Source organism: Reichenbachiella versicolor (assembly GCF_003171675.1).
GTDB lineage: Bacteria > Bacteroidota > Bacteroidia > Cytophagales > Cyclobacteriaceae > Reichenbachiella > Reichenbachiella versicolor.
Window position 1 is genome coordinate 224,777 of sequence record NZ_QFZQ01000007.1, and the last position, 21,086, is coordinate 245,862.

General features: G+C 36.7%; 23 protein-coding genes. 5 read left to right on the forward strand and 18 right to left on the reverse strand.

Annotated features, from left to right (window positions below):
• Nucleotides 1-64: 64 nt before the first annotated feature.
• Genes DKG80_RS15400 through DKG80_RS15420 form a run of 5 tightly spaced genes read right to left on the reverse strand, consistent with a single transcriptional unit; the run spans nt 65 to nt 5,384 of the window.
• On the reverse strand, nt 65-1,039 hold the full coding sequence (locus DKG80_RS15400; RefSeq protein WP_109832257.1) for a glycosyltransferase family 2 protein: 975 nt from the start codon (nt 1,037-1,039) through the stop codon (nt 65-67).
• Nucleotide 1,040: 1 nt separating this feature from the next.
• Nucleotides 1,041-1,580 carry a DUF4199 domain-containing protein gene (locus DKG80_RS15405; protein WP_109832258.1) on the reverse strand — a complete coding sequence of 180 codons (540 nt, stop codon included), beginning with the start codon at nt 1,578-1,580 and terminating at the stop codon, nt 1,041-1,043.
• Between the two features lie 40 nt (nt 1,581-1,620).
• Nucleotides 1,621-2,136 (reverse strand): DUF4199 domain-containing protein, encoded by a 516-nt coding sequence (locus DKG80_RS15410; RefSeq protein WP_109832259.1) that lies wholly within the window; start codon nt 2,134-2,136, stop codon nt 1,621-1,623.
• A gap of 2 nt (nt 2,137-2,138) precedes the next feature.
• Nucleotides 2,139-3,398, reverse strand: coding sequence for a dihydroorotase (locus DKG80_RS15415; RefSeq protein ID WP_109832260.1), 1,260 nt, complete (start codon nt 3,396-3,398; stop codon nt 2,139-2,141).
• The gene (locus tag DKG80_RS15420) at nt 3,399-5,384 is read right to left on the reverse strand and encodes a BatA domain-containing protein (RefSeq protein ID WP_109832261.1); all 1,986 of its coding nucleotides are present in this window, start codon (nt 5,382-5,384) and stop codon (nt 3,399-3,401) included.
• A gap of 173 nt (nt 5,385-5,557) precedes the next feature.
• Between DKG80_RS15420 and DKG80_RS15425 the strand changes: the two genes are divergently transcribed.
• A complete protein-coding gene (locus tag DKG80_RS15425; RefSeq protein WP_109832262.1) occupies nt 5,558-6,067 on the forward strand; it encodes a metallophosphoesterase family protein in 510 nt (169 codons plus the stop codon).
• 7 nt (nt 6,068-6,074) lie between these two features.
• Here the strand turns inward: DKG80_RS15425 and DKG80_RS15430 are convergent, their stop codons facing one another.
• From DKG80_RS15430 to DKG80_RS15450, 5 genes are all read right to left on the reverse strand, one after another.
• Nucleotides 6,075-6,338, reverse strand: coding sequence for a hypothetical protein (locus DKG80_RS15430; protein ID WP_109832263.1), 264 nt, complete (start codon nt 6,336-6,338; stop codon nt 6,075-6,077).
• A 116-nt stretch (nt 6,339-6,454) separates the two neighbouring features.
• On the reverse strand, nt 6,455-6,706 hold the full coding sequence (locus DKG80_RS15435) for a hypothetical protein (protein WP_109832264.1): 252 nt from the start codon (nt 6,704-6,706) through the stop codon (nt 6,455-6,457).
• Nucleotides 6,699-6,971 (reverse strand): hypothetical protein, encoded by a 273-nt coding sequence (locus DKG80_RS15440; protein ID WP_109832265.1) that lies wholly within the window; start codon nt 6,969-6,971, stop codon nt 6,699-6,701. Before DKG80_RS15440 ends, DKG80_RS15435 begins: the two co-directional genes overlap by 8 nt.
• Before the next feature lie 38 nt (nt 6,972-7,009).
• Nucleotides 7,010-7,888, reverse strand: a complete 879-nt coding sequence (locus DKG80_RS15445) for an aldose 1-epimerase family protein (RefSeq protein WP_109832266.1) — start codon at nt 7,886-7,888, stop codon at nt 7,010-7,012.
• A 109-nt stretch (nt 7,889-7,997) separates the two neighbouring features.
• On the reverse strand, nt 7,998-10,481 hold the full coding sequence (locus tag DKG80_RS15450; RefSeq protein ID WP_109832267.1) for a hybrid sensor histidine kinase/response regulator: 2,484 nt from the start codon (nt 10,479-10,481) through the stop codon (nt 7,998-8,000).
• A gap of 212 nt (nt 10,482-10,693) precedes the next feature.
• On the opposite strand from DKG80_RS15450, the gene DKG80_RS15455 reads away from it, so the two are divergent.
• Nucleotides 10,694-11,647: a CPBP family intramembrane metalloprotease gene (locus DKG80_RS15455; RefSeq protein ID WP_109832268.1), complete on the forward strand. Its 954-nt coding sequence runs from the start codon at nt 10,694-10,696 to the stop codon at nt 11,645-11,647.
• Between the two features lie 157 nt (nt 11,648-11,804).
• Complete coding sequence (gene ttcA, locus DKG80_RS15460) at nt 11,805-12,599, forward strand: tRNA 2-thiocytidine(32) synthetase TtcA (RefSeq protein ID WP_109832269.1); 795 nt, start codon at nt 11,805-11,807, stop codon at nt 12,597-12,599.
• A 364-nt stretch (nt 12,600-12,963) separates the two neighbouring features.
• Here the strand turns inward: ttcA and DKG80_RS15465 are convergent, their stop codons facing one another.
• The 3 genes from DKG80_RS15465 to DKG80_RS15475 all read right to left on the reverse strand — a co-directional run bounded on the left by DKG80_RS15465 (nt 12,964) and on the right by DKG80_RS15475 (nt 15,228).
• The gene (locus tag DKG80_RS15465; protein WP_109832270.1) at nt 12,964-13,887 is read right to left on the reverse strand and encodes an SDR family NAD(P)-dependent oxidoreductase; all 924 of its coding nucleotides are present in this window, start codon (nt 13,885-13,887) and stop codon (nt 12,964-12,966) included.
• Between the two features lie 29 nt (nt 13,888-13,916).
• A complete protein-coding gene (locus DKG80_RS15470) occupies nt 13,917-14,306 on the reverse strand; it encodes a DUF4345 domain-containing protein (RefSeq protein ID WP_109832271.1) in 390 nt (129 codons plus the stop codon).
• Between the two features lie 85 nt (nt 14,307-14,391).
• Complete coding sequence (locus tag DKG80_RS15475) at nt 14,392-15,228, reverse strand: helix-turn-helix domain-containing protein (protein WP_221409143.1); 837 nt, start codon at nt 15,226-15,228, stop codon at nt 14,392-14,394.
• A gap of 302 nt (nt 15,229-15,530) precedes the next feature.
• Between DKG80_RS15475 and DKG80_RS15480 the strand changes: the two genes are divergently transcribed.
• Nucleotides 15,531-15,926, forward strand: a complete 396-nt coding sequence (locus tag DKG80_RS15480; RefSeq protein ID WP_109832272.1) for a hypothetical protein — start codon at nt 15,531-15,533, stop codon at nt 15,924-15,926.
• A 97-nt stretch (nt 15,927-16,023) separates the two neighbouring features.
• Complete coding sequence (locus tag DKG80_RS15485) at nt 16,024-16,452, forward strand: hypothetical protein (RefSeq protein WP_109832273.1); 429 nt, start codon at nt 16,024-16,026, stop codon at nt 16,450-16,452.
• 59 nt (nt 16,453-16,511) lie between these two features.
• Here DKG80_RS15485 and DKG80_RS15490 read toward each other — a convergent pair whose 3' ends face one another.
• The 5 genes from DKG80_RS15490 to DKG80_RS15510 form a co-directional block, all read right to left on the reverse strand.
• Entirely contained in the window at nt 16,512-17,498 is a 987-nt protein-coding gene (locus tag DKG80_RS15490) for a phosphotransferase (RefSeq protein WP_109832274.1), read from the reverse strand.
• Between the two features lie 145 nt (nt 17,499-17,643).
• On the reverse strand, nt 17,644-18,510 hold the full coding sequence (locus DKG80_RS15495) for a pirin family protein (RefSeq protein ID WP_185140174.1): 867 nt from the start codon (nt 18,508-18,510) through the stop codon (nt 17,644-17,646).
• A 622-nt stretch (nt 18,511-19,132) separates the two neighbouring features.
• Nucleotides 19,133-20,269, reverse strand: coding sequence for an NHL repeat-containing protein (locus DKG80_RS15500; protein WP_109832275.1), 1,137 nt, complete (start codon nt 20,267-20,269; stop codon nt 19,133-19,135).
• Between the two features lie 40 nt (nt 20,270-20,309).
• Complete coding sequence (locus DKG80_RS15505) at nt 20,310-20,684, reverse strand: putative quinol monooxygenase (protein WP_109832276.1); 375 nt, start codon at nt 20,682-20,684, stop codon at nt 20,310-20,312.
• Between the two features lie 32 nt (nt 20,685-20,716).
• A complete protein-coding gene (locus tag DKG80_RS15510; RefSeq protein WP_109832277.1) occupies nt 20,717-21,016 on the reverse strand; it encodes a DUF1330 domain-containing protein in 300 nt (99 codons plus the stop codon).
• Nucleotides 21,017-21,086: the final 70 nt, after the last annotated feature.

Here is a 21,086-nt window from a genome sequence, read left to right on the forward strand (position 1 = left end):
ATCAATTGTAACTATAGACTAAAACATATCTTGAAAAGCACTAATTGAACCAACTGACAAGTAGTTAGGCATTGTCATTTATTTTCGATTTGATCAAGTATTCGTTTTCTTTTTGCGGAGAACTTTGGATCATCATCTCTCCAATAAACCCAGCCAAAAAGAGTTGCATACCTATGATTATAGCTACCAACGCAAGAAAGAACAACGGCTGATCAACAATATCTCTGGCCATTTGCATTGTTTGTAACTCATAGATTTTTTTACCGATCAAGAAAAATGTTATTACTGTCCCGAATAAAAAAGAAATAGTTCCCAGAGAACCAAAGAAGTGCATTGGTCTCTTTCTAAATTTAGAGACGAATGATATGGATAATAGATCTAAGAATCCGAAGATAAATCGCTCTAGACCAAACTTTGTAGTACCATACTTTCGAGCTTGATGCTGTACTATTTGTTCTCCTATCTTATCATATCCTTTTCCTTTAGCTAAAAACGGAATATACCTATGCATCTCACCATAGACATCAATAGCTTTAATCACTTCATTCTTATAGGCCTTTAGACCACAGTTGAAGTCATTTAAGTAAATACCTGAGAACTTTCTAGCGACTAGATTAAAAAACTTAGAAGGTATAGTCTTCATGATCGGATCAAAACGCTTTTTCTTCCAACCTGAGACTAAATCATAATTTTCATTAATTATTTTGTTGTACAACCCTGGAATCTCATCTGGACTATCCTGCAAATCCGCATCCATTGTAATGACAACATTCCCTGTAGCATTTTTAAATCCTACATTGAGAGCAGCAGACTTTCCGTAGTTTCTATTGAACTGAATACCCACGACTTCTGAATGATCCTTTGCTAGACTTGAAATTACTTGCCAAGAATTATCCGAGCTACCATCATCAATAAATAGAACTTCATATTTGTATTGGTTTTCATCACATACTTTCTTAATCCAAGCATGCAACTCCCCCAATGACTCATCTTCATTAAATAATGGTACTACAATGGATATATCTAGTTCGTTGGCCATTTTATTCTTCGAAATCAGGTCTTGATTTTTTAATAAAGAACGCTCCTATAGCTCCTAAGAATATTGCTCTAATTAGCAATATATAGCTGTTTGAGATAAGAGAATAATAAGAAAAACTCATCTTAAGACTTGTCTCCAGTTCATCTAAACTTTTGTCAATTTCCTTTTCCTCCAAATTTAACATTCTAAATGCTTGTTCTGAGCTTTTAAGCCCTTCAGTCAGCATAATTTCTTTAATCTTAGGATCGATATAGTTACAGATAGAAATATGGGCTACCTCAGCGATGTACCCAGATATGAAGAATAATATAGAGGCATAAACGAAAGCGCCGAAATAAGACAGATAACCTTCATAATGCAAATTTCTTTCATGACGCCCGAGTCGAATCAAAACGGAAAAGGCAACAATAACACCAACGAATCCTGATACTCCCATATATAGCTCTCTACCGATCATAATGAGTATGAAGGATATTATCGCTCCGATTCCACCTGCTAAGGCTCCGTGTTTTAGTCCTGTTATATTTAGTTCGTTGTTCATTACTTTTTTGAGAGTGGCCGAAAATAAGAAGAATCTATGATTATCTCTCTGTTTTCTTCATTACAAGAGAGATTACTGTAGTTAGAAAAAAGCCTAACAATACCCGTTTTAGGAAGCTATCCAATACTAGATCCTTAGCGTCATTGTTTTCGATTTTCATTACTTGTTCGTTAAACATTTCTTGCCCTAACTCTTCAACAGTCTTATCCTTATTCGATACAAGATCATCTATTCTTACTTGAATGAAATTTTCTACAAGACTTGAATCTATGAATTCCAAAAAAACAAAAGTAAATGCTGATGTAAGGGTTGCTATTAAAACATATAATATAACTCCTAATGACATTCCTTGTCCGAAAGAAAGCAGGCTACCATTTCGATAATCTCGAAACTCTCTTATTCCAAAATATAAGAATATCGGAAGGATAAATATGTTTATGATATACATCTCCACAAGCGGATTAGCTCCACTGAAATAGTATATCATGAAAATAAACATATATATACCAGATCCTATCAGTCCAAATTTGATGGAAGTATTAAACAGTGAATTCATTTTTAGAATATCTGAGACTTAGTACCATTGAATACTGCAGTAACCTTTCCCGTTAGTTCCTTTCCCCAGAAAGTAGAATTTCTAGATTTAGACAGATTGGTACTGTCATCAAGTTTCCACTTCTTTTTGGGATCAAAGAGTGTAAGATTAACAGAATTACCTTCTTCGATTGTCGCTGATTCTATCTTTAGAATAGATCTAGGAGCTGTGGTTATCTTCTCAATCCAGATGTTTAGATCTAGCTTTGATCCAAGAGATAATAATCCTGGAAGGATAGTCTGGAGTCCCATAATACCAAAATCTGCCTTGTCAAATTCTAATTTTTTACACTCTTCATCATGTGGTGTATGCGCCGATACAATTAAATCTATTACCCCTTCTTCCAGTCCTTTGATCAATGCTTTTCTATCTTTTTCTGTTCTAAGAGGAGGATTGATTTTATAGTTAGGATCATATGTCACTACATCTTCATCAGTATGCAATAAATGGTGAATACTTACATCACACGTTACATTCAACCCTGCATTCTTAGCTTTCTTAATAAGCTTGATACTTTCTTTGGAAGAGATATTAGAGAAGTGAATTTTACCACCTGCGTATTTTAGTAGGTCAAGATCTCTTTTGATACTAATATGCTCAGCAAGAGCAGGCATTCCTCTAAGACCTAGGTTGGTACTGACAATACCCTCATGCATCGTACAAAACCTTGTCAACATTCGGTCTTCTGGAAGATTTATCAATAAACCGTCTACCTTCTGAAGATATATCAGAGATTTCAGAAGAATATCAGTATGCCAAATTGGTTTTTCACCATCTGAAAATGCTACTGCACCTGCTTCGTGCAAATCTAGCATTTCAGTAAAGTCCTCTCCTTTGGTATCAATAGTGACTGCTGCTATTGGAAATAAATCCGTAGTATGATACGCACTTCTTGACTTGATATATTCAATATGACTCTTAGTCTGAATTACTGGAGTGGTATTCGGTAAAGTAGCTACGCCTGTGAATCCAGAGGCCGCTGCCAATTGACAACCTGAATCAATATCTTCTTTATGTTCTAATCCTGGATCATTAAAATTGGCTTGCATATCGAACCAACCTTGAGATAGATACTGTCCTTTGCAATCTAGAACTCGATCTGCTTTATGCTCTTCCTTATCGATCTTAGCGATAACTCCGTCCTTGACAAATACATTGAGGGTTTTGTTATGATGCGGTGAGCTTGGGTCGAGAATCTTTACTTCTCTTAAGAGGATACTCATTTACAGAAATCTGATTAATAATGTCTCAACGGTTAAAAATACCAAGCACAAAATTAATGCATATTTCCATAAATCCTGATGGAGGTACTTTTCTTTAAGATCACGACCAAATTCGCTTTCATCACTGAATTCGAATAATTCGATATTGTTTTGTGATCCTGCCAATGCCTTTAGCTGGTCTTCGGTATAGGGTATTAAGTCAGACTCTACCTTGGGATGATTAAATGCCAGTTTAGAGACTGACTTTTGTTGATTTTTCAACTCATATATTCCCGTTTTGATCAAATCTGTAGGAACTTCCAAGATTAGTCTATTACTAGCTGTTCTCTGACTAGGAACTAATTGAGCATTATGGTTGACTAGCTTGTAGAGTTCTTTTTTGTTAATTGAGTCTAATGTCATGCTGATAATGTCTTGATCCGTTGAGTAAGCCAAAGATTGGTTTACTAAACTACTTCGCTCCGCAATTCGGTGCATCAAGGGTACAAAAAGTGCGTTCTCTGTAAGTGTAGAATGACTATTTGATATAGGTGCACTAAATGCATATAAACTTCCTTTATTCTCAAATAGACTCAAAAACGGAGTACCTAACTGACTACTTAAAATTACATCCGTAGAATTGAAATAGGACAGTAGAATTTTACAAGAAGGCATCTTATTTCGTTTATCTACTTTTTCGAAAATATTAACAAAGAATGGATGATCAATGTCTGGTGTTTTTACCGTTCCCTCTTGCGGTTCATCTAGTTGGTCGTATCCTATTCCCAAGGGCACTAGGTATTCTAACGAAGTAGACTTTTCATTAGGGATGAAGACTATTGTTTTACCTTCGGCATACATAGACGCTACTACGCCGGATAGTCCTTTGTCAATATTTTGAAGTTCGTTAAGTATTACTAGATCACTATTTTTAATGGACTCATAGTTGACTTTATTCGACGAAAATCCAGAATAGTTAAAAAGTTCATTGGATGAGAAGACTTTTTCAAACCTACTTGACTCTGATCCATCTTTTACCTCTGAAATATTAATCCCATTAAGTGTATTGATGATAAAATGGTATTGATTATCAAAAGTGATCGGATAGTCTTCGATGCTTAATTGACATACATTGGTAGGTTCAAGTTTTTTGTCGAGTTCAAATTCGATAGTAACCGTTTCTCCTGCGTCTATGTCAATTGAAGCTCCCGAGGAGATATTTTGATTTATAAAAAGCTTGATATGTAAATCTATGATAGAATTACTTCCGTGGTTAGTCAATGAAGCGATGACTTGATTTCGCTGTCCTGGGATGACGAAAGGAGAACGCAAATAGACACTATCAACGCTTACATTATTATATTGATCAAACCGAACTGGTAATAGATAGTATTTGCTTAAACTATCCGTAATTTCAAGATTCCTCTTCGTACTCAATTGGTAATCAGAGACAATGAACACATCTTTTTGATCAATTTCTGAGTCCTTGATTTTTTTCATTATTTGCTCAAAACTCCTATCCTGATTTGTCTCTGACAAATCATACATCAGTTCAGTGATTTGTTCTTTGGAGCGATAATGATTTGATTTTGGTGCAAATTCATTCGTTATAAGTCTGAATTTGGCTGCATCTGGGTAGAGTTCTAGTAGCTGACTAACTAAGAGCACACTTTGAGTGATACCTGTTTTATCTCCAACCTTATTGGACATGCTGGGGGAATTGTCTAGATAGATATCTACGTGTGTGCCACTAATGCCTTCTTCATTACTCGGAATGAATGGTTGAGCAAAAGTCAAAACTGCAAAAGCTATAAATAGCATTCTAGCTGCCATGATAAGAAGGTGCTTCAACCGCTGATTGGATGCATTTTTTTTCTGGACTGACTTTAGAAAACGAACATTGGAGAAAATTACCAACTTAGGTTTCCTGAAATTGAACAGGTGAATAATGACTGGAATAGTCATTAATAAAAGTGCCCAAAGAAAAGAGGGGTACATGAACTGCATAGGAGCAAATCTATGTTAATAATGCCCTTTTGAGGTAGTTGTTGATTTAAAAAAATCAGATAATAAATATCGTTAGAGTTAATTTGGCCTTTAGAAGCGAAAGGCAGGTTGATAGTGAGATATAAATCTCAATCGTAATAGTGTGCTTTTTTTGCGCAATTTGATTTCAAAATATGACAAGAATAGGTCTCATTTCGGATACTCATGGATATCTCGATCCTAAGGTTTTTGATTACTTCAAGGACGTTGATCAAATTTGGCATGCTGGAGATGTGGGTAATGAATCTCTGATCGAAGAATTAGGAGCTTTTAAACCAATATTGGGGGTGTACGGCAATATAGATGGTCATAAAGTAAGAGAAATTTTCCCTGAAGATCAGAAGTTTGACTGTGAAGGAGTCAAAGTTTGGATGACACACATCGGTGGAAAACCTCCTCGCTACAATCCTCGTGTGAAGCCGCTAATCGAACGATGGCGTCCTGACTTATTCATCTGTGGACATTCGCATATTCTAGCTGTATTACCTGACCCTAAAGTGCCAGGTGTTCTTTACATAAATCCTGGCGCAGCGGGAAAACATGGTTTTCATAAAGAAAGAACTTTGATCAGGTTCTCTCTTGATGCGGGTAAAATCAAGGATTTAGAAGTAGTAAAGCTGGGAGCTCGTGCTGCGCTGAAATAACATCTATCTATTGTCCTTTACATTCTCTAAGCGCTTTGCTGAGTTCTATTATTTGTCTTTCACACTCATTGGCTTCCATACGGGCAATTTGTTGGCTTCGACTTTCTTCTGCCTTCATTTGAACGAAACGTTTTTCGGCCTCTTCGGTAGCTTGACGGTAAGAATCAGTGGATCTTTTAAGTTTTACGATTTGGTTGGCATAATAAAAAGCTAGACCACTAAATAGTAAACAAAAGCCAGATAGAATCAATATGATTATCCTGTTATTCATGGTGGGGGTTGAAATAGGTTTATTAAAGGCTTACAACGAATTCTGTTTGCTAAGGTTAATCTCTCATGCAAACAATCTTTAAGTGCTAGATCGAATAACTAGACTATGGGCAAAGCTTATTTTCCTTGACACTCTATTAGAAGTTGAGCTTTTTTTTCAGCTTCCATTTTAGCTAACCTTGCCTCGGCAGCAGCTTCTTCAGCCAGTAATTTAGCCTTCTCTGCCAACTTCTTATGCTTAATGGAATTCATATAGATTCCTTCCGACTGTGCTTTTAAGATTTCTGTCTCCTTAGCAAGTGAGATTGATTTGAATGCAAAGTATGCGTTCCCAGCGATCAGTATTCCAATAGCTATGTTCTTATACATTGTTAATATTATTTACAGTTTTCAAAGCCTCCTCGGCCTCTCTTTGAGATTTAATAGCTTTCGCTGCCAATTCAACTGCTTTCATTTCAGCTTCTTCTGCAGCATTTCTATGCTCTTCTGCCATTTTTGCATCATTCTCTGCTTTTAATTTAAATATTTGAGTTTCTAAATTATTTACAGCAGCTTCTTTAGCCTTGATATAGGCATAAAAGCCGAAGAACAAATTACCGAAGAGTAATACTGCTATGATAATATTCTTTTTCATAAGTTGGTTGGTTTCATTGTTATCATAGTGTAAGATAATTACTCATTGACTTGAATAGTGTAAGATGCATAATGCGTATTACCTGGAGTCAATTTTATATTTCCAGCTTTGTTTTTGAAGTGCCCATCTGCACTTTCGAAATCAGGAAGCCCATTCCAAGGTTCAATACACACAAAATCTCCATTAGGTTTAGCCCATACTGCTAGAAATGGAAAATCATCATAATTGATAGAGATACTTGCTTTATTGGTCTTGGATTTGATTTTTACATCTGTAGATTTTAGCTCTGTGAAGATCTTAGCATCATCCTCAAATAGCTCATGAGCTAGGGGTAGCTGTTTCGCTTTTTTTATTAATGGTTTTTCTTTCTCTCCGAGCAGTCCTGATGGTTTTAGATCAAAGACTGTTGCTTCTTCCTCGTATTCGAATTCTAAATAATAGTCATCATAGTTTTCACCTTTTTTCCAAGGTATGTTGAAAGCTGGATGTGCTCCTACTGAAAAAAGCATTGGTTCTCTATTGAGATTAACTATCTCATGAAAGATCTGAAGTTTATTCTCAAAGAGAAAGAAGCTTATTTTGAAGTCAAACTTGTAGGGATATAACTCGATTGATTCCTCATCACTCGACAGTAAGAAAGAAAGTCTTGTTTTAGTTTTATTAATCAGTTTAACTTTTGAATTATTTCTTACCAGACCGTGTCTGGGAATTTTATAAGACTCTTTATCGATTTTAGTTTTTCCTTCTTTTAGGTTTCCTATGATAGGAAATAATACGGGGGCAGAACTTCCCCAGATATCGGGATTTGCCTGCCAGATATATTCGATGTTGGTGGATTTCGACTTGATGCTACAAAGCTCAGCGCCTTTTTCCTGTACCGCCACCGAGAATAATTCATTCTCAATATGATACTTCACTGCATACTTTTTAAACTACGGAATAATGTGCAAAGTAAACAATAAGACTAATACCTACAGTAACTAGTGATGTCTAAAAACTGATAGAAATTGAAACTGAGTAGATTAACTAACTTCTCGTAATCGGAGAAGCGCAATACTTATGAACAAGATTCAGCAGTTCGTTTGGATTGAAGGGTTTGGACAGAAAGTCATTCATGCCTGCTTCTAATATTTTATCTTGAACATTATCAAAAGTATCTGCTGATACGGCAATAATTGGAATGTTATTGATGTCAGGGCTATCTAATGATCGAATAGTCTCGGTGACTTCATAGCCATCCATTTCGGGCATCTGTAAGTCCATAAGAATCAGATCATAGTTGTCATTGAAAATGGCATTGAGAGCTAGCTTTCCTGACTCCACAGTTTCACAATTCATTCCCCATTTATTGACAAATTTTTTGGCCATCATCAAATTGATAGTGTTGTCATCGACGATAAGAACATTTCTATTCTTGATACTTAATATTTTTTCAGACTGATCTTCCTCCATACTGTATATACCTCCCGTAGCTTCTTCTAGTAACATGGTAAAACTAAACTTGGAACCTTCTCCTGGTTTGCTTTCTACCACTATATAACTATCAAATAGAGCTATGAGTTTCTTAGTGATCGCTAACCCTAGTCCTGTCCCTCCATACTTTCTAGTGGTATTGGCATGAGCTTGAGTGAAGCTTTCAAAGATTAACTCTTGCTTCTCTTTTGATATTCCTATTCCCGTATCCTGAACTAAAAACTCAACCTTGACTTTGCTTCCTGTCTTTTTAATCATATTGATCAAAAGCTTGACTTCTCCTTTTGGAGTGAACTTGATCGCGTTACTGATTAGGTTATTTAGAATTTGAGTCAGTCTGGCGGGGTCGCTCTTTAGGGTAGAAGGAATATTTTGGTCAATCAATATGTTGAATTGGATCCCATTTTCGGCAGCATGAGTTTCATATGTACTCCCAATGCTTTTGGTCAATTCTCGAAGGTCGAAAGGTATATGCTCAAGCTTAATGTTACCTGATTCTACTTTGCTATAGTCAAGTATGTCATTGATTAATACTAAAAGATTTTCAGCTGAAAACTTCAGAGTCTTGAGGTTGTCCATCTGAGATTTCTTGGGGTTTTCGCTCAGTAAAAGATGCACTATACCTATTACTGCATTCATTGGGGTGCGGATCTCGTGACTCATTACTGATAAGAAATCCGACTTGACTCTTGCGGCTTCATTAGCCTTGGCGATTGCTCGTTTGAGATCTTTGTTTTTGCTTTTGATTTTTTGTGTTCGATTGTCAATGATCTTCTCCAGCTCTTCTTTTTGCCATTGAGCTAGACTCTCATTTAACTTCAATTGATTGATTTGCCTATCGAGAGCTTTCTTCTTTTCCCCCTCGATAATCTTCTTCTTTTTATTCAGCCCAATTGAAAAGATGATAATTTCTACTACAAAGCCAAGTTGCATTATTTCAGCTGTGGAGTTTTCTGGGTCCCAAGTGAGGAGTTCAAATATCCCTAACAATACTACTAATGTAGTCCCACCTATATAGTACTTAGCCATAGCATGCTTGGCTTGGGATATTTGATATAAGAACCACAGTACATAAGCGAAATTACCCGCAGTAATGATCTGAATTACGATAGTAGTGGACTCGAAATTTTGAATAAAAAATAGCGAAACCACACACAGTACTATGACTATACTGTTCACTATGAGTATGTTCCTAATATTTCTTTCAATTGTGGGTAGTTTTTTCTTTAGGTCCAGAAGACTGATGACTAATAACCAATAGCCACTAAATGTCACCAAGGGCATAGGTATAAAGTAGATGGTCAGCTGGGGGATAGATTTTAGGATGAACTCCCGTAGCATTCCGGTGAAGTAGAGAAAGATCAGCGATACGGTAAATAGGTAAATACTATAGAATAAGTACTCACGAATATTGGAGGCTCCGTATTGGAATATAGAGTAGAATATCATCAACCATAGGAATATCTGAAATGTGATATCTACGGCATAGTGCCCAAACATATGATTGGCCCAGTTGTTTCCAGAGTATAACTGTAACTTAAATTCTGGAGAATTATGAATACCTTCTTCTATTCTGATGTAGACATCGATCTTTGACTTAGCACTGAGCATCATGGGTATATAATAGCTACCAACTTCGATCTCTTTTTCTGAGGAGGTATATAGATAACCACTTTTAGAATGATGGATTACTTCATTGTTACTTACATAGAAGGCGTCGATATAGTCATTTTTACCTACATAGAGGAAGTAGGACATTACTCGAGGCAGGTTGTTTTCAAAGGTCAACTTGGCCCAGTAGATGTGGTCTGGCTTTAGTTTTTGCCCATCATATGCTTCCCAGTGAATTTCGGGAGCAGATAAGGCATCTTTTATATGAATAGAATAAGATGAATCTGTCAGGATTTCAATGTAAGCGTTGAGATTGGACTTGTCGGATAGTGCTTTTTCTGGGTTGACCGTCGCTGCCGAAAGTTGAAAACTACCCAGCAGTGCAAGAATCCCCATGAAAACAATGTGTCTATGACTTCCGATCATACATTAAAATAATCAATTACTGTACAATTTAAAGAATTCGGCAAAGGGCAAAAAGTAACCATCCTTTAATCTTGGTTGATCATTCGAATAGCATGGCGGATTGTCATAAATTGCAGCGACATTCATTGTATAATCTTAGGGGATAGAGTCAACTTGTAATATCCATACTTAAAAGAGTTTGTCTGATGATCTCCTTATAACCTTGGCTAGCGATGAAGCAAATCTTTGCTTATCTACAGAAGTATTGGAAGGCTCATTATCATTTGGGTTTCTATCTGACAACTGCCATTTTCTTGGCTGTTAGTATCTATTTCAATTACAAGTACAACTTTGAAAACGGATACATCGATTCATTTTATAGACAGTGGACTAAGCTACCTCTGATGTCTATTACTACTATGCTGCCTTTTCTGGTGATCTGTGGCTTCATGTATGTTTTTAACATCAATCGTACTTGGGTTAAATCAAAGGAGTTTTGGATACTATTTTTATTAGCATTTGTTCTCATTGGATTCCAACGATCCTTCTTTCTACACTACTATTTGATAGACGATCTACCACACGCAGATAGGCTATATGGCAGAAAGATTCTGTGGTATTTGAGGCCTTACCTGACCACATTGATTCCTATATTAATATTCTACAATATGTATGAAAAGAAGCGTGATGAGGACAATGCGTGGTATGGTCTGAAAGTAAAGGATACGGACTTTACTCCATACTTCATATTAGTGGGTGTTGTATTTATCGGTGTCGGGCTAGGGTCATTTATTGGGGATCTTACTAGCTACTATCCTCGATTCAATAAATCTGGTGCGATAGGTTTTGCTAATGCTCACAACCTTCCTAAGTGGATGACTATTGCATTCTATGAATTGCTATATGGAGCTAATTTTCTCAATGTCGAGTTTTTCTTTCGAGGATTTCTAGTGATTGGGTTTATGAGGGTCTTAGGTGGTCATGCGGTAATGGCTATGGTCGGGTCGTATGTGTTTTTGCATTTTGGCAAGCCTATGACTGAGTGTATATCATCAGCTTTTGGTGGCTACATTATTGGCGTTTTTGCCTATTACTCCAAGCGTATATGGGGTGGAGTTGTCTTACATATAGCCTTAGCATGGAGCATGGAATTATTTGCTTGGCTGCAAAAGATATTTGGAAGTTAAAGCTGGACTGAGATAAAACACTTTGGCTGTACGTCATTTAACCGCAGGGCAATAACTCATTGAGTTTAATTCCCAGCACTTTGGGTTGTGCTAAAATAACCTCTTACTTAAATCAAGGAACTTAACTTGTCTCATCTAATCCATTTAATTTTGTGCTATGGACGGGAAGATCAAGAGCTTAACTAAAAAGCTGAGAAGGGAAACGTGGAATGCTATGGAGGAATATGGCATGATTGGGCATGGTGACAAGATCATGGCATGTCTATCTGGTGGCAAGGATAGCTATACTATGCTGGATATGCTGCTGCATTTCAGAGACCAGTCTGATATTGATTTTCAAGTCATCGCTGTGAATCTCGACCAAAAACAACCCGGATTTCCTGAACATATTTTGCCAGAGTACTTGTCTACTCTAGAGGTAGAGTACCATATCATAGAAAAGGATACTTACAGTATCGTCAAGGAAAAAACTCCTGAGGGTAAGACTACTTGTAGTCTTTGCTCCAGACTTCGAAGAGGTACATTGTATGAATGGGCTAAGAAACTTGGCGCCAATAAATTGGCTCTTGGTCATCACAGAGATGATATTATAGAGACATTTTTAATGAATATGTTTTTCAGTGGCAAGCTAGAAGCGATGCCTCCTAAATATGTCACTGATGATGAAGAACTGGTTGTGTTGAGGCCTTTGGCTTTTTGCAAGGAACAGGATATAGCTACCTATGCTGATCATCGACAGTTTCCTATTATTCCTTGTAACCTATGTGGGTCGCAGCCCAATATGCAACGGCAATTGACTAAGCAGATGCTAAGAACCTGGGAAGAAAAGTATCCTGACCGGTCTTCTATTATTTTTAATAGCCTCAAGAATGTGTCTCCAACGCATTTGCTGGATAGCAAACTCAATGATTTCAAATCCTTGACTAGTATTTTACCTGATACGATAAGATGATTTGTGCAGGCTATTGAGCTAGCTATGCAATCCGTGGAGATAGGTATGCTGTCTTGGTAGACATCTGTGCATAGATTCAAGCATTGTGTGCAGTCTATAGAGTGGTGCATGTATAGCATCTATCAATGTGTGCAATCGATTCAGGTATCTGTGCAGATATTTGAGCATTGTGTGCAGATAGTCAAGGTACTTGTGCAGTGTATTGAGACCTATATGAATGACTTTCAGTGTAACATGCAATGTTTTAAGAGGCTTTTGCAATGCAAAGTGAAGGAGTGCTTTTGAACTTCTACAAATACTCTATAATGCTTTATGGTGCCGAGTTACTAAGCACGACCCAAGTAATCTTGAGTCGTACTTACTATTAATTGATAAACTTATGAATCGCTTCGTCTGCATTGATTTGGTATTGTTCATTACCCAAGTCTGAGAATATTTGTCTCTGCTCTACCAATGGCCCCGTCAGAACATTCTCTTTACTGGCGTAGAAATTGCCGCTTTTATATTCAGTATTTCCTATTCCGTCTACGAATCTCTGAGCGCCTTTGGTCAGACTATGCGACAAGCCCATCAATGGCATCAAAATTGGCATACCTACATATTTGAACATGATCTTTTGGAAAAGCGGGAGGTCGTCAAAGCCTTGTGTGCCTCTCGTACCTCCCGGACTCATTGACACGAACCTAATTTCTGGATTTTTTCTAGCCATTGATGACATCCATAATGTCCCACCATATTTCACTACTCCATATACTTGCATTGGGTCAAAATCTTTTCCAAAGAATGATCCATCAAATACAGTTGCAAATTCTTCCGCTGAGGATGTTTTAAGGTCTGGTCTTTGCATTCCAGTTTTCTTGACACCTCTTGCGGCTTCTGAACTAGCAAAGAGCGCTACTTTCTTTAGTTTCTTAACGGCTAATAGTTCATCTACTAATACCACATGCCCCAGTAGATTAGTCGCAGTAATATTCGTAACACCGTCTTTGGTTAGTTGTCTTGGTTTCTTTCCACCAGTACCTCCAGCATTCATTATCAATGCATCCACAGGTTCATTGAGCTGATTGACTGCCTGTTTTACAGATTCAGGGTTAGAAACATCCATGATGACAATCTCAAAAATTTGTCTTCCTGTTTTTTCTTCTAATTCCTTCTTAGCTATTTCAGCTTTGGAAATATTTCTACAGGCTAGGTAGATTTTTTCTGTTTCTGGTTTTAACGCAAGTAATCTGGCGGTTTCCTTACCAATGCCTGCATTTGCACCTGTAATCAATATTGTCTTGTTCATGTCTTTAAGTTTTATACCGTGGTTTGTATTTATTTTTTAGATCTGGTGAAAAGTATCACTCCTATTAGTCCAAGTACTAACTCTAGTCCTGTTGCTTTCAATAATCCATCTACTGGCATTCCGTCGAGCGCAATACTTGTCAATCGACCGATACCTATAGAGACAAAGAGTAATGCTGAAATGATACTAGATGTGTAAGTGAGCTTTTGGTTGAAGGCTCCTATAATCGTAATAAGAGCTATACCTAGGATAAGTGCTCCTGTCCCTCGAACATCATTGATCACACTGATATTACCAGCTATATCAATACCTGCACTTGCTTTCATATCCACCGGAATGGCCAAAGTAGCTCCTCCAATGACTGTCAATAATATTCCTGAAACGATCAGGTACGTTTTTAAGGCTTTAGATTTTTGCATGACTTTATTCTTTTATTGTTTGTAGAACAAAGTACGCGAGGTGGAAAGGGTTTAATTGAACAGATTAGCCCAAAGACTTCTCATTTTAGTTCAACCGATATTCACTTGGTGATTTCCCATAGATAGAGGAGAAATTTCTATTGAATGTAGCCAAAGAATCGAAGCCTACTTGGTAGGCAATATCAGATATTCGTTGATCACCAGCCTTGAGAAGGGACGCTGCCTTCTCTACTTTTTTCTTGGCTACATATTTCTTTGGGCTTTCGCCAAACACCTCATTGAATTTGCGCTTGAAAGAAGATAGACTAAGGTGACAAAGTGTTGCCAATTCCTCCAATGAAAGATTAGCATATAGATTATGCTGAATGATTGATTTGAATTCGACTTCGGTTGGTTTAAATAAAGCTGCTAAAAAATCGAGCTGAGAAGGTGCTTGTACCGACTTGGATATGAGTTGGACGAACTCTTTCAATTTAGTTTTGATGATGCCTTCATCTGCCAATTCTGGATTGTCCAATAATATGCTAATACTTTGTTTGTAATTTTCCAGTAGCAGGTCTATCTGAACCTGTTTTAGATTAAATGGTACTGTGTGATTTGATTCTGATACTTCGAATTCGAAAAGGTCCTCGATCAAAGAAGGGTATAAAAATATACCTATGGACTCTATCCCTTCGTTACACACATCCTTATTATCTGATGGCTCAAAAAAGTAGTTGAGACACTTGGCAAGCATTCCTACATCTTTATTGAGTTTGAGATAGTCTTCTTGAGACCGAACACCTACCTCACCTTTATTCACGAACATGAAACAAGCTTCATCCTCCACGTACTGCTTAAGCGTGCGATCAAAAGACGGCATCGAGAGTCTAATGAAGACTATTTTGTCTTTGTATTTTATGACTTGTTCTTTGAATTCCATTCGCCTTAAACAGTAAGGTAGTTTCTCTCCAAAACTACAAAACTAAATTTTGGTTGAAATACACATTACAACTCATTTCTATGATACTTCCTTACGCCAGCCTGAATAGTATATTTCCGCTAATACGAATTTTTCATACCCATAGATAGGGGAAAATAAATCCAATGGACTTTGGTCCTGTGAATAAAACTTCGAATTGCTCCTCAGTATAAAAATGAAATCAATGATTCTTACGCATTGTATTAGCTTTATGCACCAATACAACCTAAGCAGGATGATCGTAGTCTTCTACAAAAAATTAAATGAATATGATATTAGATCGGTTTAAAAATAAATTCGAAGAATCTGTACAGAAGGCATTGATGTCATTAGACTTAGATACCATTGATGATATTTTGGATTCAAGAGACTCTGATGTTTTTTCTAACCCTTGGACAAAGGCCTGGGAAAATGTAGAGGATAAAAATCTTGATATAGATAGTGATAGGGAACGACTCTTTAAGATGATATATGATAAAACTGAATCATCTGATCTTGCAGCATATGTGACTGAAGATTTTGAGTTAATTGCTAAGCATATCGACGAAGAAGAAAACAATTGGGTTAATACTGTCTGTAAAGCATACTTTAGTTTTGTAATTCCTCATGGCGAACTATCAGGTGAAGCTACAAAACTGACCGAGTTAATTGTAAGGTGATTTCCTTGGGTCAGCTAAAAGTATAATTCCGAAGATACTCCGTACCCTTTGGGGAACTTCAATAAGTTAATAATTAATATAACATGTTAGATAAGTAATGAGTAAACGAGACAGCATATATGATCAGGCATCTGAGTACCTTGAAAATGGAAGCTTACCTACTGATGACCCAGAGTTTATTACTAGGTTTTTTGGTGCAAAACTAGTTGGAGCTATGGATTCCAATTTGGAAAATGCTTTCAAAACGTTGGATGGAGAGGATAATGTAAACCATGACTTGAAGACCCAATTATCTACACTAGACCATGACCAAAAAGCTGCAGTAAAAGAATTGCTTGAAGAAAATGCTAAAGGGTTCTTTTACTCGATGATGCTAAAGCTAAGAGACTTTAACTATCCTGTCGAAGTCAACTTCTTAGATCCTGATTCGAATAAAAAATTGTGTGGGTTAGAAGATGAACAAGAGTTTCATTTTCACTATCATGACTGGATCGAAGAGTTTAGTGACTACGTCGAGGAGTCTTAATGAAATTTCGATTTGTAGTTGTCTTAAACCTCTATAAGACTAAATGAGGTAAGCTGATACTAAATTTCTATCTCATTGATTTTCATCCATTGATCTACAGTATGAATCCAATACTTTAAAAATTCCTCACTCAAAAAGTGATTGGAGAAGTCATCAAATCGCTGAACATGAATTCCTGAATAGTGAAGCCAAATGGCCAATCCACCATACGGGACAAGACGTTTTTCTTCGTCTGTTACCTTTATGATTGATTCATAGCCTTCATAGAACCTTGCCTTTTTCTTATCAAAAGACTCTTTGATGGGTTCATTCCTGTAGATAAGCATAAGACAATACGCGATATCCAAAAATTGCCAGCCATTGCCACAATTGTCAAAATCAAAAAATGCTATATGCTTATCATCTTTGATTTTCATATTCTCGTACCAGAGATCTAGATGCACTACACCTTGTCTCAGATCATCGCGCTTAGCATTGTTAAATTCTTCTGAAATAATGTTTTTAGCTCGACCGAAATATTTCATTTCGTAAGAAGACGTTCCGAACTTGCTCTTTGCGAGTTTATACGCCCATGTGGACAATGTGGTATCAGTATAGTTCTGTCGCTGAATCGATTTGTTTATCGTCACCTTGTGCATTTTGGATATTTCTACACCTAAGTGATAACAATGATCTGCAGTAGGTTTTCTGATGGTTTCGCCTTCCACATAGGAAAACAAAACCACATAACGTTCGCCTTCTGGCGCCTCTATTTTTTGAATGTACTGGCCTTCGGAGTTTTCTATTGGGTATGCCACCGTCAGTCTGTTCTTCTTCAGGTAGTCCAATAACGCCAGCTCCTCTTCTATTTCATCTTCAGTTCGCCAGTCCTTGAAATATACTCTAATTACAAACTTCTCCCCTGATATTGTTGTCAGTAGATAATGATGGTTGACTCCTGTTTTGAGTATCGTACAAGATTTAGATTGATATCCGTACTTAATTTCGCAGAATTGAGACAAATAGTCTGGGGATATTATTGTACTCAATACGGGTACCATAGACATGACAAAGTAGTAATTGTAAAAGCGAATCTACTCTATGAAAAACAGTCAACAAATTAAATCCAATACATGATAATTTTGAAGAAAATAAAAACGACCCAATTGACTTCGGGCCGTTTTATATCGAGAAAATGTTTTTCTGATCTTATTATGATAATGACATAGGTACGTCCATCAGAAGTACCCGTGCATCTTCTGAAGCTTTCACTTCAATGGATTCCGCATCCCAGATTCCCATACCATCTCTTTTGGATAGTTGCTCGCCTGCGATCTCTACTTCCCCTTCTAACACGAACGCATATACTCCATTACCACTTTTCTTAATTTGGTACTTATCAGCCGTTCCATTTTCAAACTTACCTAAGCTAAACCATGCATCTTGATGTACCCATACACCATCATCATCGGCATTTGGTGACAATACTTGATAGAACTGGTTTTGTTTCTCTATCTCTCGTATGGAGATTTGATCATATCTAGGTTCTACATTTTTCTTATTTGGGAAGACCCAAATCTGAAGAAACTTTACATCCCGGTCTTTGCTCTTGTTGTATTCGCTATGAAATATTCCAGTTCCAGCACTCATTACCTGTACATCTCCTTCCTTGATGATCGTTGTATTTCCCATGCTGTCTTTGTGCTCTAGGTCACCTTCCAATGGAATAGATATGATCTCCATGTTATCATGTGGGTGTTTCCCAAATCCCATCCCCGGATCGACTTTATCGTCGTTAAGTACTCTCAATACTCCGAAATTCATCCGCTCTGGATTGTGATAGTTAGCGAAACTAAATGAGTGATGAGAATCCAACCATCCGTGGTTAGCATGTCCTCTTGTATTGGCTTTGTGTATTACCTTGTTCATCTTCTTTATCTCTTTGTTGGGTAAATGATTGAAACCTACTTGATCGATGAGTCTATTGTAAGTTGATTCTTTGCCATTGAGTAAGCTTGGTACCGTAGCTCCTGCTGCTGTAGCGATTAAACTCTTCTTGATAAAATCTTTTCGTCGCATAGGTGTCTTTGTTTGATTACAATACAATAAACGGTAACCTCTATTGCAAGGTGATTGTGAAAATCCGTGGATGAATTATGATTTTCCGACATGGGTTATCAGGTTAGGAAATGTAGAAGTAAATCTATTATCCAATGGGCTATTGCACTACGAATAAAGTCTTCCTGGAGAAGGGAGGATCTATTTGTAAAAGTTAGAGCGTCAAAGATTCTAGTACCTTAATCTCCAAAAGCTCTCGTTTAATAATGGGGCAACACTCAACCGAGACGGTGTTCGGTTTGCTATTAGGATTTTCTTCAGGATATAGACCTGATATAGTGTGGGGCGTTTGAAAAGGGACAGAGAAATGACATTATGCCACACCTAAGTCTGATTGTAGAAGCTGCCCATTCAAAGAAGACTGCGTAGGTAAAGGGATATAAAAGCGATTTAATGTAGTCGAATAGTGAACAAACCAGAGTAAAAAGTAGGAAAGAAAAGTATTACAAACGTCAAGGTAATCAACATTCGAACCAGCAATAGGCGTATTGGCTAGATATTTAGTTTGTCTGAAGTCAGGTGATTTATTATAACAAAAGCCTCTCTATTGAGAAGCTTTAACTGTAAAATATTTTCCTTTTACCTATAATGTAATGACGGAAAGTGTGTAGGGAGCATCGGGACTTTTATTAACCATATTCGGAACGTCAAAAGTAGCGTCAAAATTGAGAACAATAATCTCGTTACCTCTAATAACTACTTCGCTAGGGGCATCAAGTAAACCATCATCCCCATTGGTGTTCCCATTTTTAACTAACAAGTCTAAATCTCCATTCATATCAATGCTGTATACCGCATTGGCAAATAAATCTGTAATGTACAATTTATTAGTTCTAGCATCCCATTTCATACCATCCGTTGCAACCATTCCTTTTGCAAAAGGTGTGGTTATTACATTATTGTTTGTATCTACGGTTGTTTTTAATACGGTTCCTTCTTCCATTATACCTGTGTAGATATTGCCTTCTCCATCAATTGCTAATCCGTTAGCACCAAATTTTAAACTTCCGTTAGAAATAAAAGTCTCAAATAAATGAGGGTTCTCATCTCCTAAAGAAGTACTTATTTTTACTGGGTTTTTAGCATTAAGTTCAGAAATATTTACCTTGTAAATACCGCTAACATGTTTACCATCTTCAGTTTCGCCTAAAACAGTATCAGAGATGTATAAATCATTCCCTTTCCAAACTAAAGCGTTAGGAAAGGACATTCCAACAGCCACAACATCTATACTAGTAGCTTTTCCTTCTTCAACATTAATTCTTAATATCCTAGATTGCCCATTAAACCATAATTGCATGTCTGCTAAGTAGGCATTACCATCTGGTCCAAAAGCAAGACCAAAAGGAGCAATTTTCCCACTTGTTTTTTCCATATCCTCTGGTTTAAAAGTATACCAAGTAGTTAATTGATTGTTTTGGTCTACTTTTCCAATAGTTGGAGTCGCAGGAGTTTTCATATCACCAGATTTAATCAAAGCATCATTATGAAAATTTGGTGAGGTAAAATAAATATTTCCTTCGCTGTCAATATCACCACTTGCAGGAGAATTGAATGTTTCTGGTAAATTCAAAAATAATTTTGACTCTAAAACAACAGGCTTTTTTGCTGTTACTTCCTTTACTTCAGATTTTTTTTGATTCTCTGATTTTACTTTATCACAGGAATAAGTAAATACAAGGGATACTATTAATGCTAAATATATAGATACTCTTTTCATCTTTTCTTTTTTAAAACTTGATTAAATCTGGTGTTAAAATCTATCTAGCAAACCCACCAAAAGGTTTTAATAATTTAGGAGCTAAAGCAGCATGTCTACTCGTTAATTCCTCAGGCAAATTACCTAAATGTACCATACGTGTTCCTGGGGCAGCTTCTAACCAACGTTCTGCAAAATTATCCCAGTTTGTAATGTGAATATGAGCTGATTCTATGTTTGCAAAGCGTTCATAAACTAATACATCTCCATCATCAGACACAAAATATTGATAGTTTAAAGTACCACCCTCTTTTCTAGTCTCTGCGACTATTTCTTCAACAATAACTTTAAAATCTTCTCTTCTTCCTTCTTTAATTTTTGCTTCTACTATCCACCCAATATTCTCAAATGGTAAGTTGCTGTCTTGTATATTCATTTTTAATGATCTTAATACTTTAGTTCAATCTGTTATGCTAAATCGTCTTTTGCTTCAATAAGAAAATGATGACTTACAGAACCTTCGGTACGCGCTTTTAAATGGGGAAGATATTCTGGGTCTTTCATAAAGTTTAAAGCGTGTTCTTTAGAAGGCCATTCTAAAATAATTCTCAATGCTGTTGGTTGGTCATCGCCTTCAATTTGCTCATGACTTGCCGTTCTAGCTAAGTATTTACCGCCATGCTTAGCAACTATTTTTCCTGATTCTGCCACATAAGCATTTACCCATGTGTCTGTTGATGGATTTACGTCCAATACTGAATAGTACATAACTCTTAAATATGTTTTTATTTGTTAATAATTTGATATCACAAACATATCGTAAGCATGTACCTGAGAT

What these genes read in the sequence shown, in the direction of transcription:
- DKG80_RS15400 (WP_109832257.1), bottom strand. Translation starts at nt 1,039, where the DNA reads ATGGCCAACGAACTAGATATATCCATTGTAGTACCATTATTTAATGAA.
- DKG80_RS15405 (WP_109832258.1), bottom strand. Translation starts at nt 1,580, where the DNA reads ATGAACAACGAACTAAATATAACAGGACTAAAACACGGAGCCTTAGCA.
- DKG80_RS15410 (WP_109832259.1), bottom strand. Translation starts at nt 2,136, where the DNA reads ATGAATTCACTGTTTAATACTTCCATCAAATTTGGACTGATAGGATCT.
- DKG80_RS15415 (WP_109832260.1), bottom strand. Translation starts at nt 3,398, where the DNA reads ATGAGTATCCTCTTAAGAGAAGTAAAGATTCTCGACCCAAGCTCACCG.
- DKG80_RS15420 (WP_109832261.1), bottom strand. Translation starts at nt 5,384, where the DNA reads ATGCAGTTCATGTACCCCTCTTTTCTTTGGGCACTTTTATTAATGACT.
- DKG80_RS15425 (WP_109832262.1), top strand. Translation starts at nt 5,558, where the DNA reads ATGACAAGAATAGGTCTCATTTCGGATACTCATGGATATCTCGATCCT.
- DKG80_RS15430 (WP_109832263.1), bottom strand. Translation starts at nt 6,338, where the DNA reads ATGAATAACAGGATAATCATATTGATTCTATCTGGCTTTTGTTTACTA.
- DKG80_RS15435 (WP_109832264.1), bottom strand. Translation starts at nt 6,706, where the DNA reads ATGTATAAGAACATAGCTATTGGAATACTGATCGCTGGGAACGCATAC.
- DKG80_RS15440 (WP_109832265.1), bottom strand. Translation starts at nt 6,971, where the DNA reads ATGAAAAAGAATATTATCATAGCAGTATTACTCTTCGGTAATTTGTTC.
- DKG80_RS15450 (WP_109832267.1), bottom strand. Translation starts at nt 10,481, where the DNA reads ATGATCGGAAGTCATAGACACATTGTTTTCATGGGGATTCTTGCACTG.
- DKG80_RS15455 (WP_109832268.1), top strand. Translation starts at nt 10,694, where the DNA reads ATGAAGCAAATCTTTGCTTATCTACAGAAGTATTGGAAGGCTCATTAT.
- ttcA (WP_109832269.1), top strand. Translation starts at nt 11,805, where the DNA reads ATGGACGGGAAGATCAAGAGCTTAACTAAAAAGCTGAGAAGGGAAACG.
- DKG80_RS15465 (WP_109832270.1), bottom strand. Translation starts at nt 13,887, where the DNA reads ATGAACAAGACAATATTGATTACAGGTGCAAATGCAGGCATTGGTAAG.
- DKG80_RS15470 (WP_109832271.1), bottom strand. Translation starts at nt 14,306, where the DNA reads ATGCAAAAATCTAAAGCCTTAAAAACGTACCTGATCGTTTCAGGAATA.
- DKG80_RS15475 (WP_221409143.1), bottom strand. Translation starts at nt 15,228, where the DNA reads ATGGAATTCAAAGAACAAGTCATAAAATACAAAGACAAAATAGTCTTC.
- DKG80_RS15480 (WP_109832272.1), top strand. Translation starts at nt 15,531, where the DNA reads ATGAATATGATATTAGATCGGTTTAAAAATAAATTCGAAGAATCTGTA.
- DKG80_RS15485 (WP_109832273.1), top strand. Translation starts at nt 16,024, where the DNA reads ATGAGTAAACGAGACAGCATATATGATCAGGCATCTGAGTACCTTGAA.
- DKG80_RS15490 (WP_109832274.1), bottom strand. Translation starts at nt 17,498, where the DNA reads ATGTCTATGGTACCCGTATTGAGTACAATAATATCCCCAGACTATTTG.
- DKG80_RS15495 (WP_185140174.1), bottom strand. Translation starts at nt 18,510, where the DNA reads ATGCGACGAAAAGATTTTATCAAGAAGAGTTTAATCGCTACAGCAGCA.
- DKG80_RS15500 (WP_109832275.1), bottom strand. Translation starts at nt 20,269, where the DNA reads ATGAAAAGAGTATCTATATATTTAGCATTAATAGTATCCCTTGTATTT.
- DKG80_RS15505 (WP_109832276.1), bottom strand. Translation starts at nt 20,684, where the DNA reads ATGAATATACAAGACAGCAACTTACCATTTGAGAATATTGGGTGGATA.
- DKG80_RS15510 (WP_109832277.1), bottom strand. Translation starts at nt 21,016, where the DNA reads ATGTACTATTCAGTATTGGACGTAAATCCATCAACAGACACATGGGTA.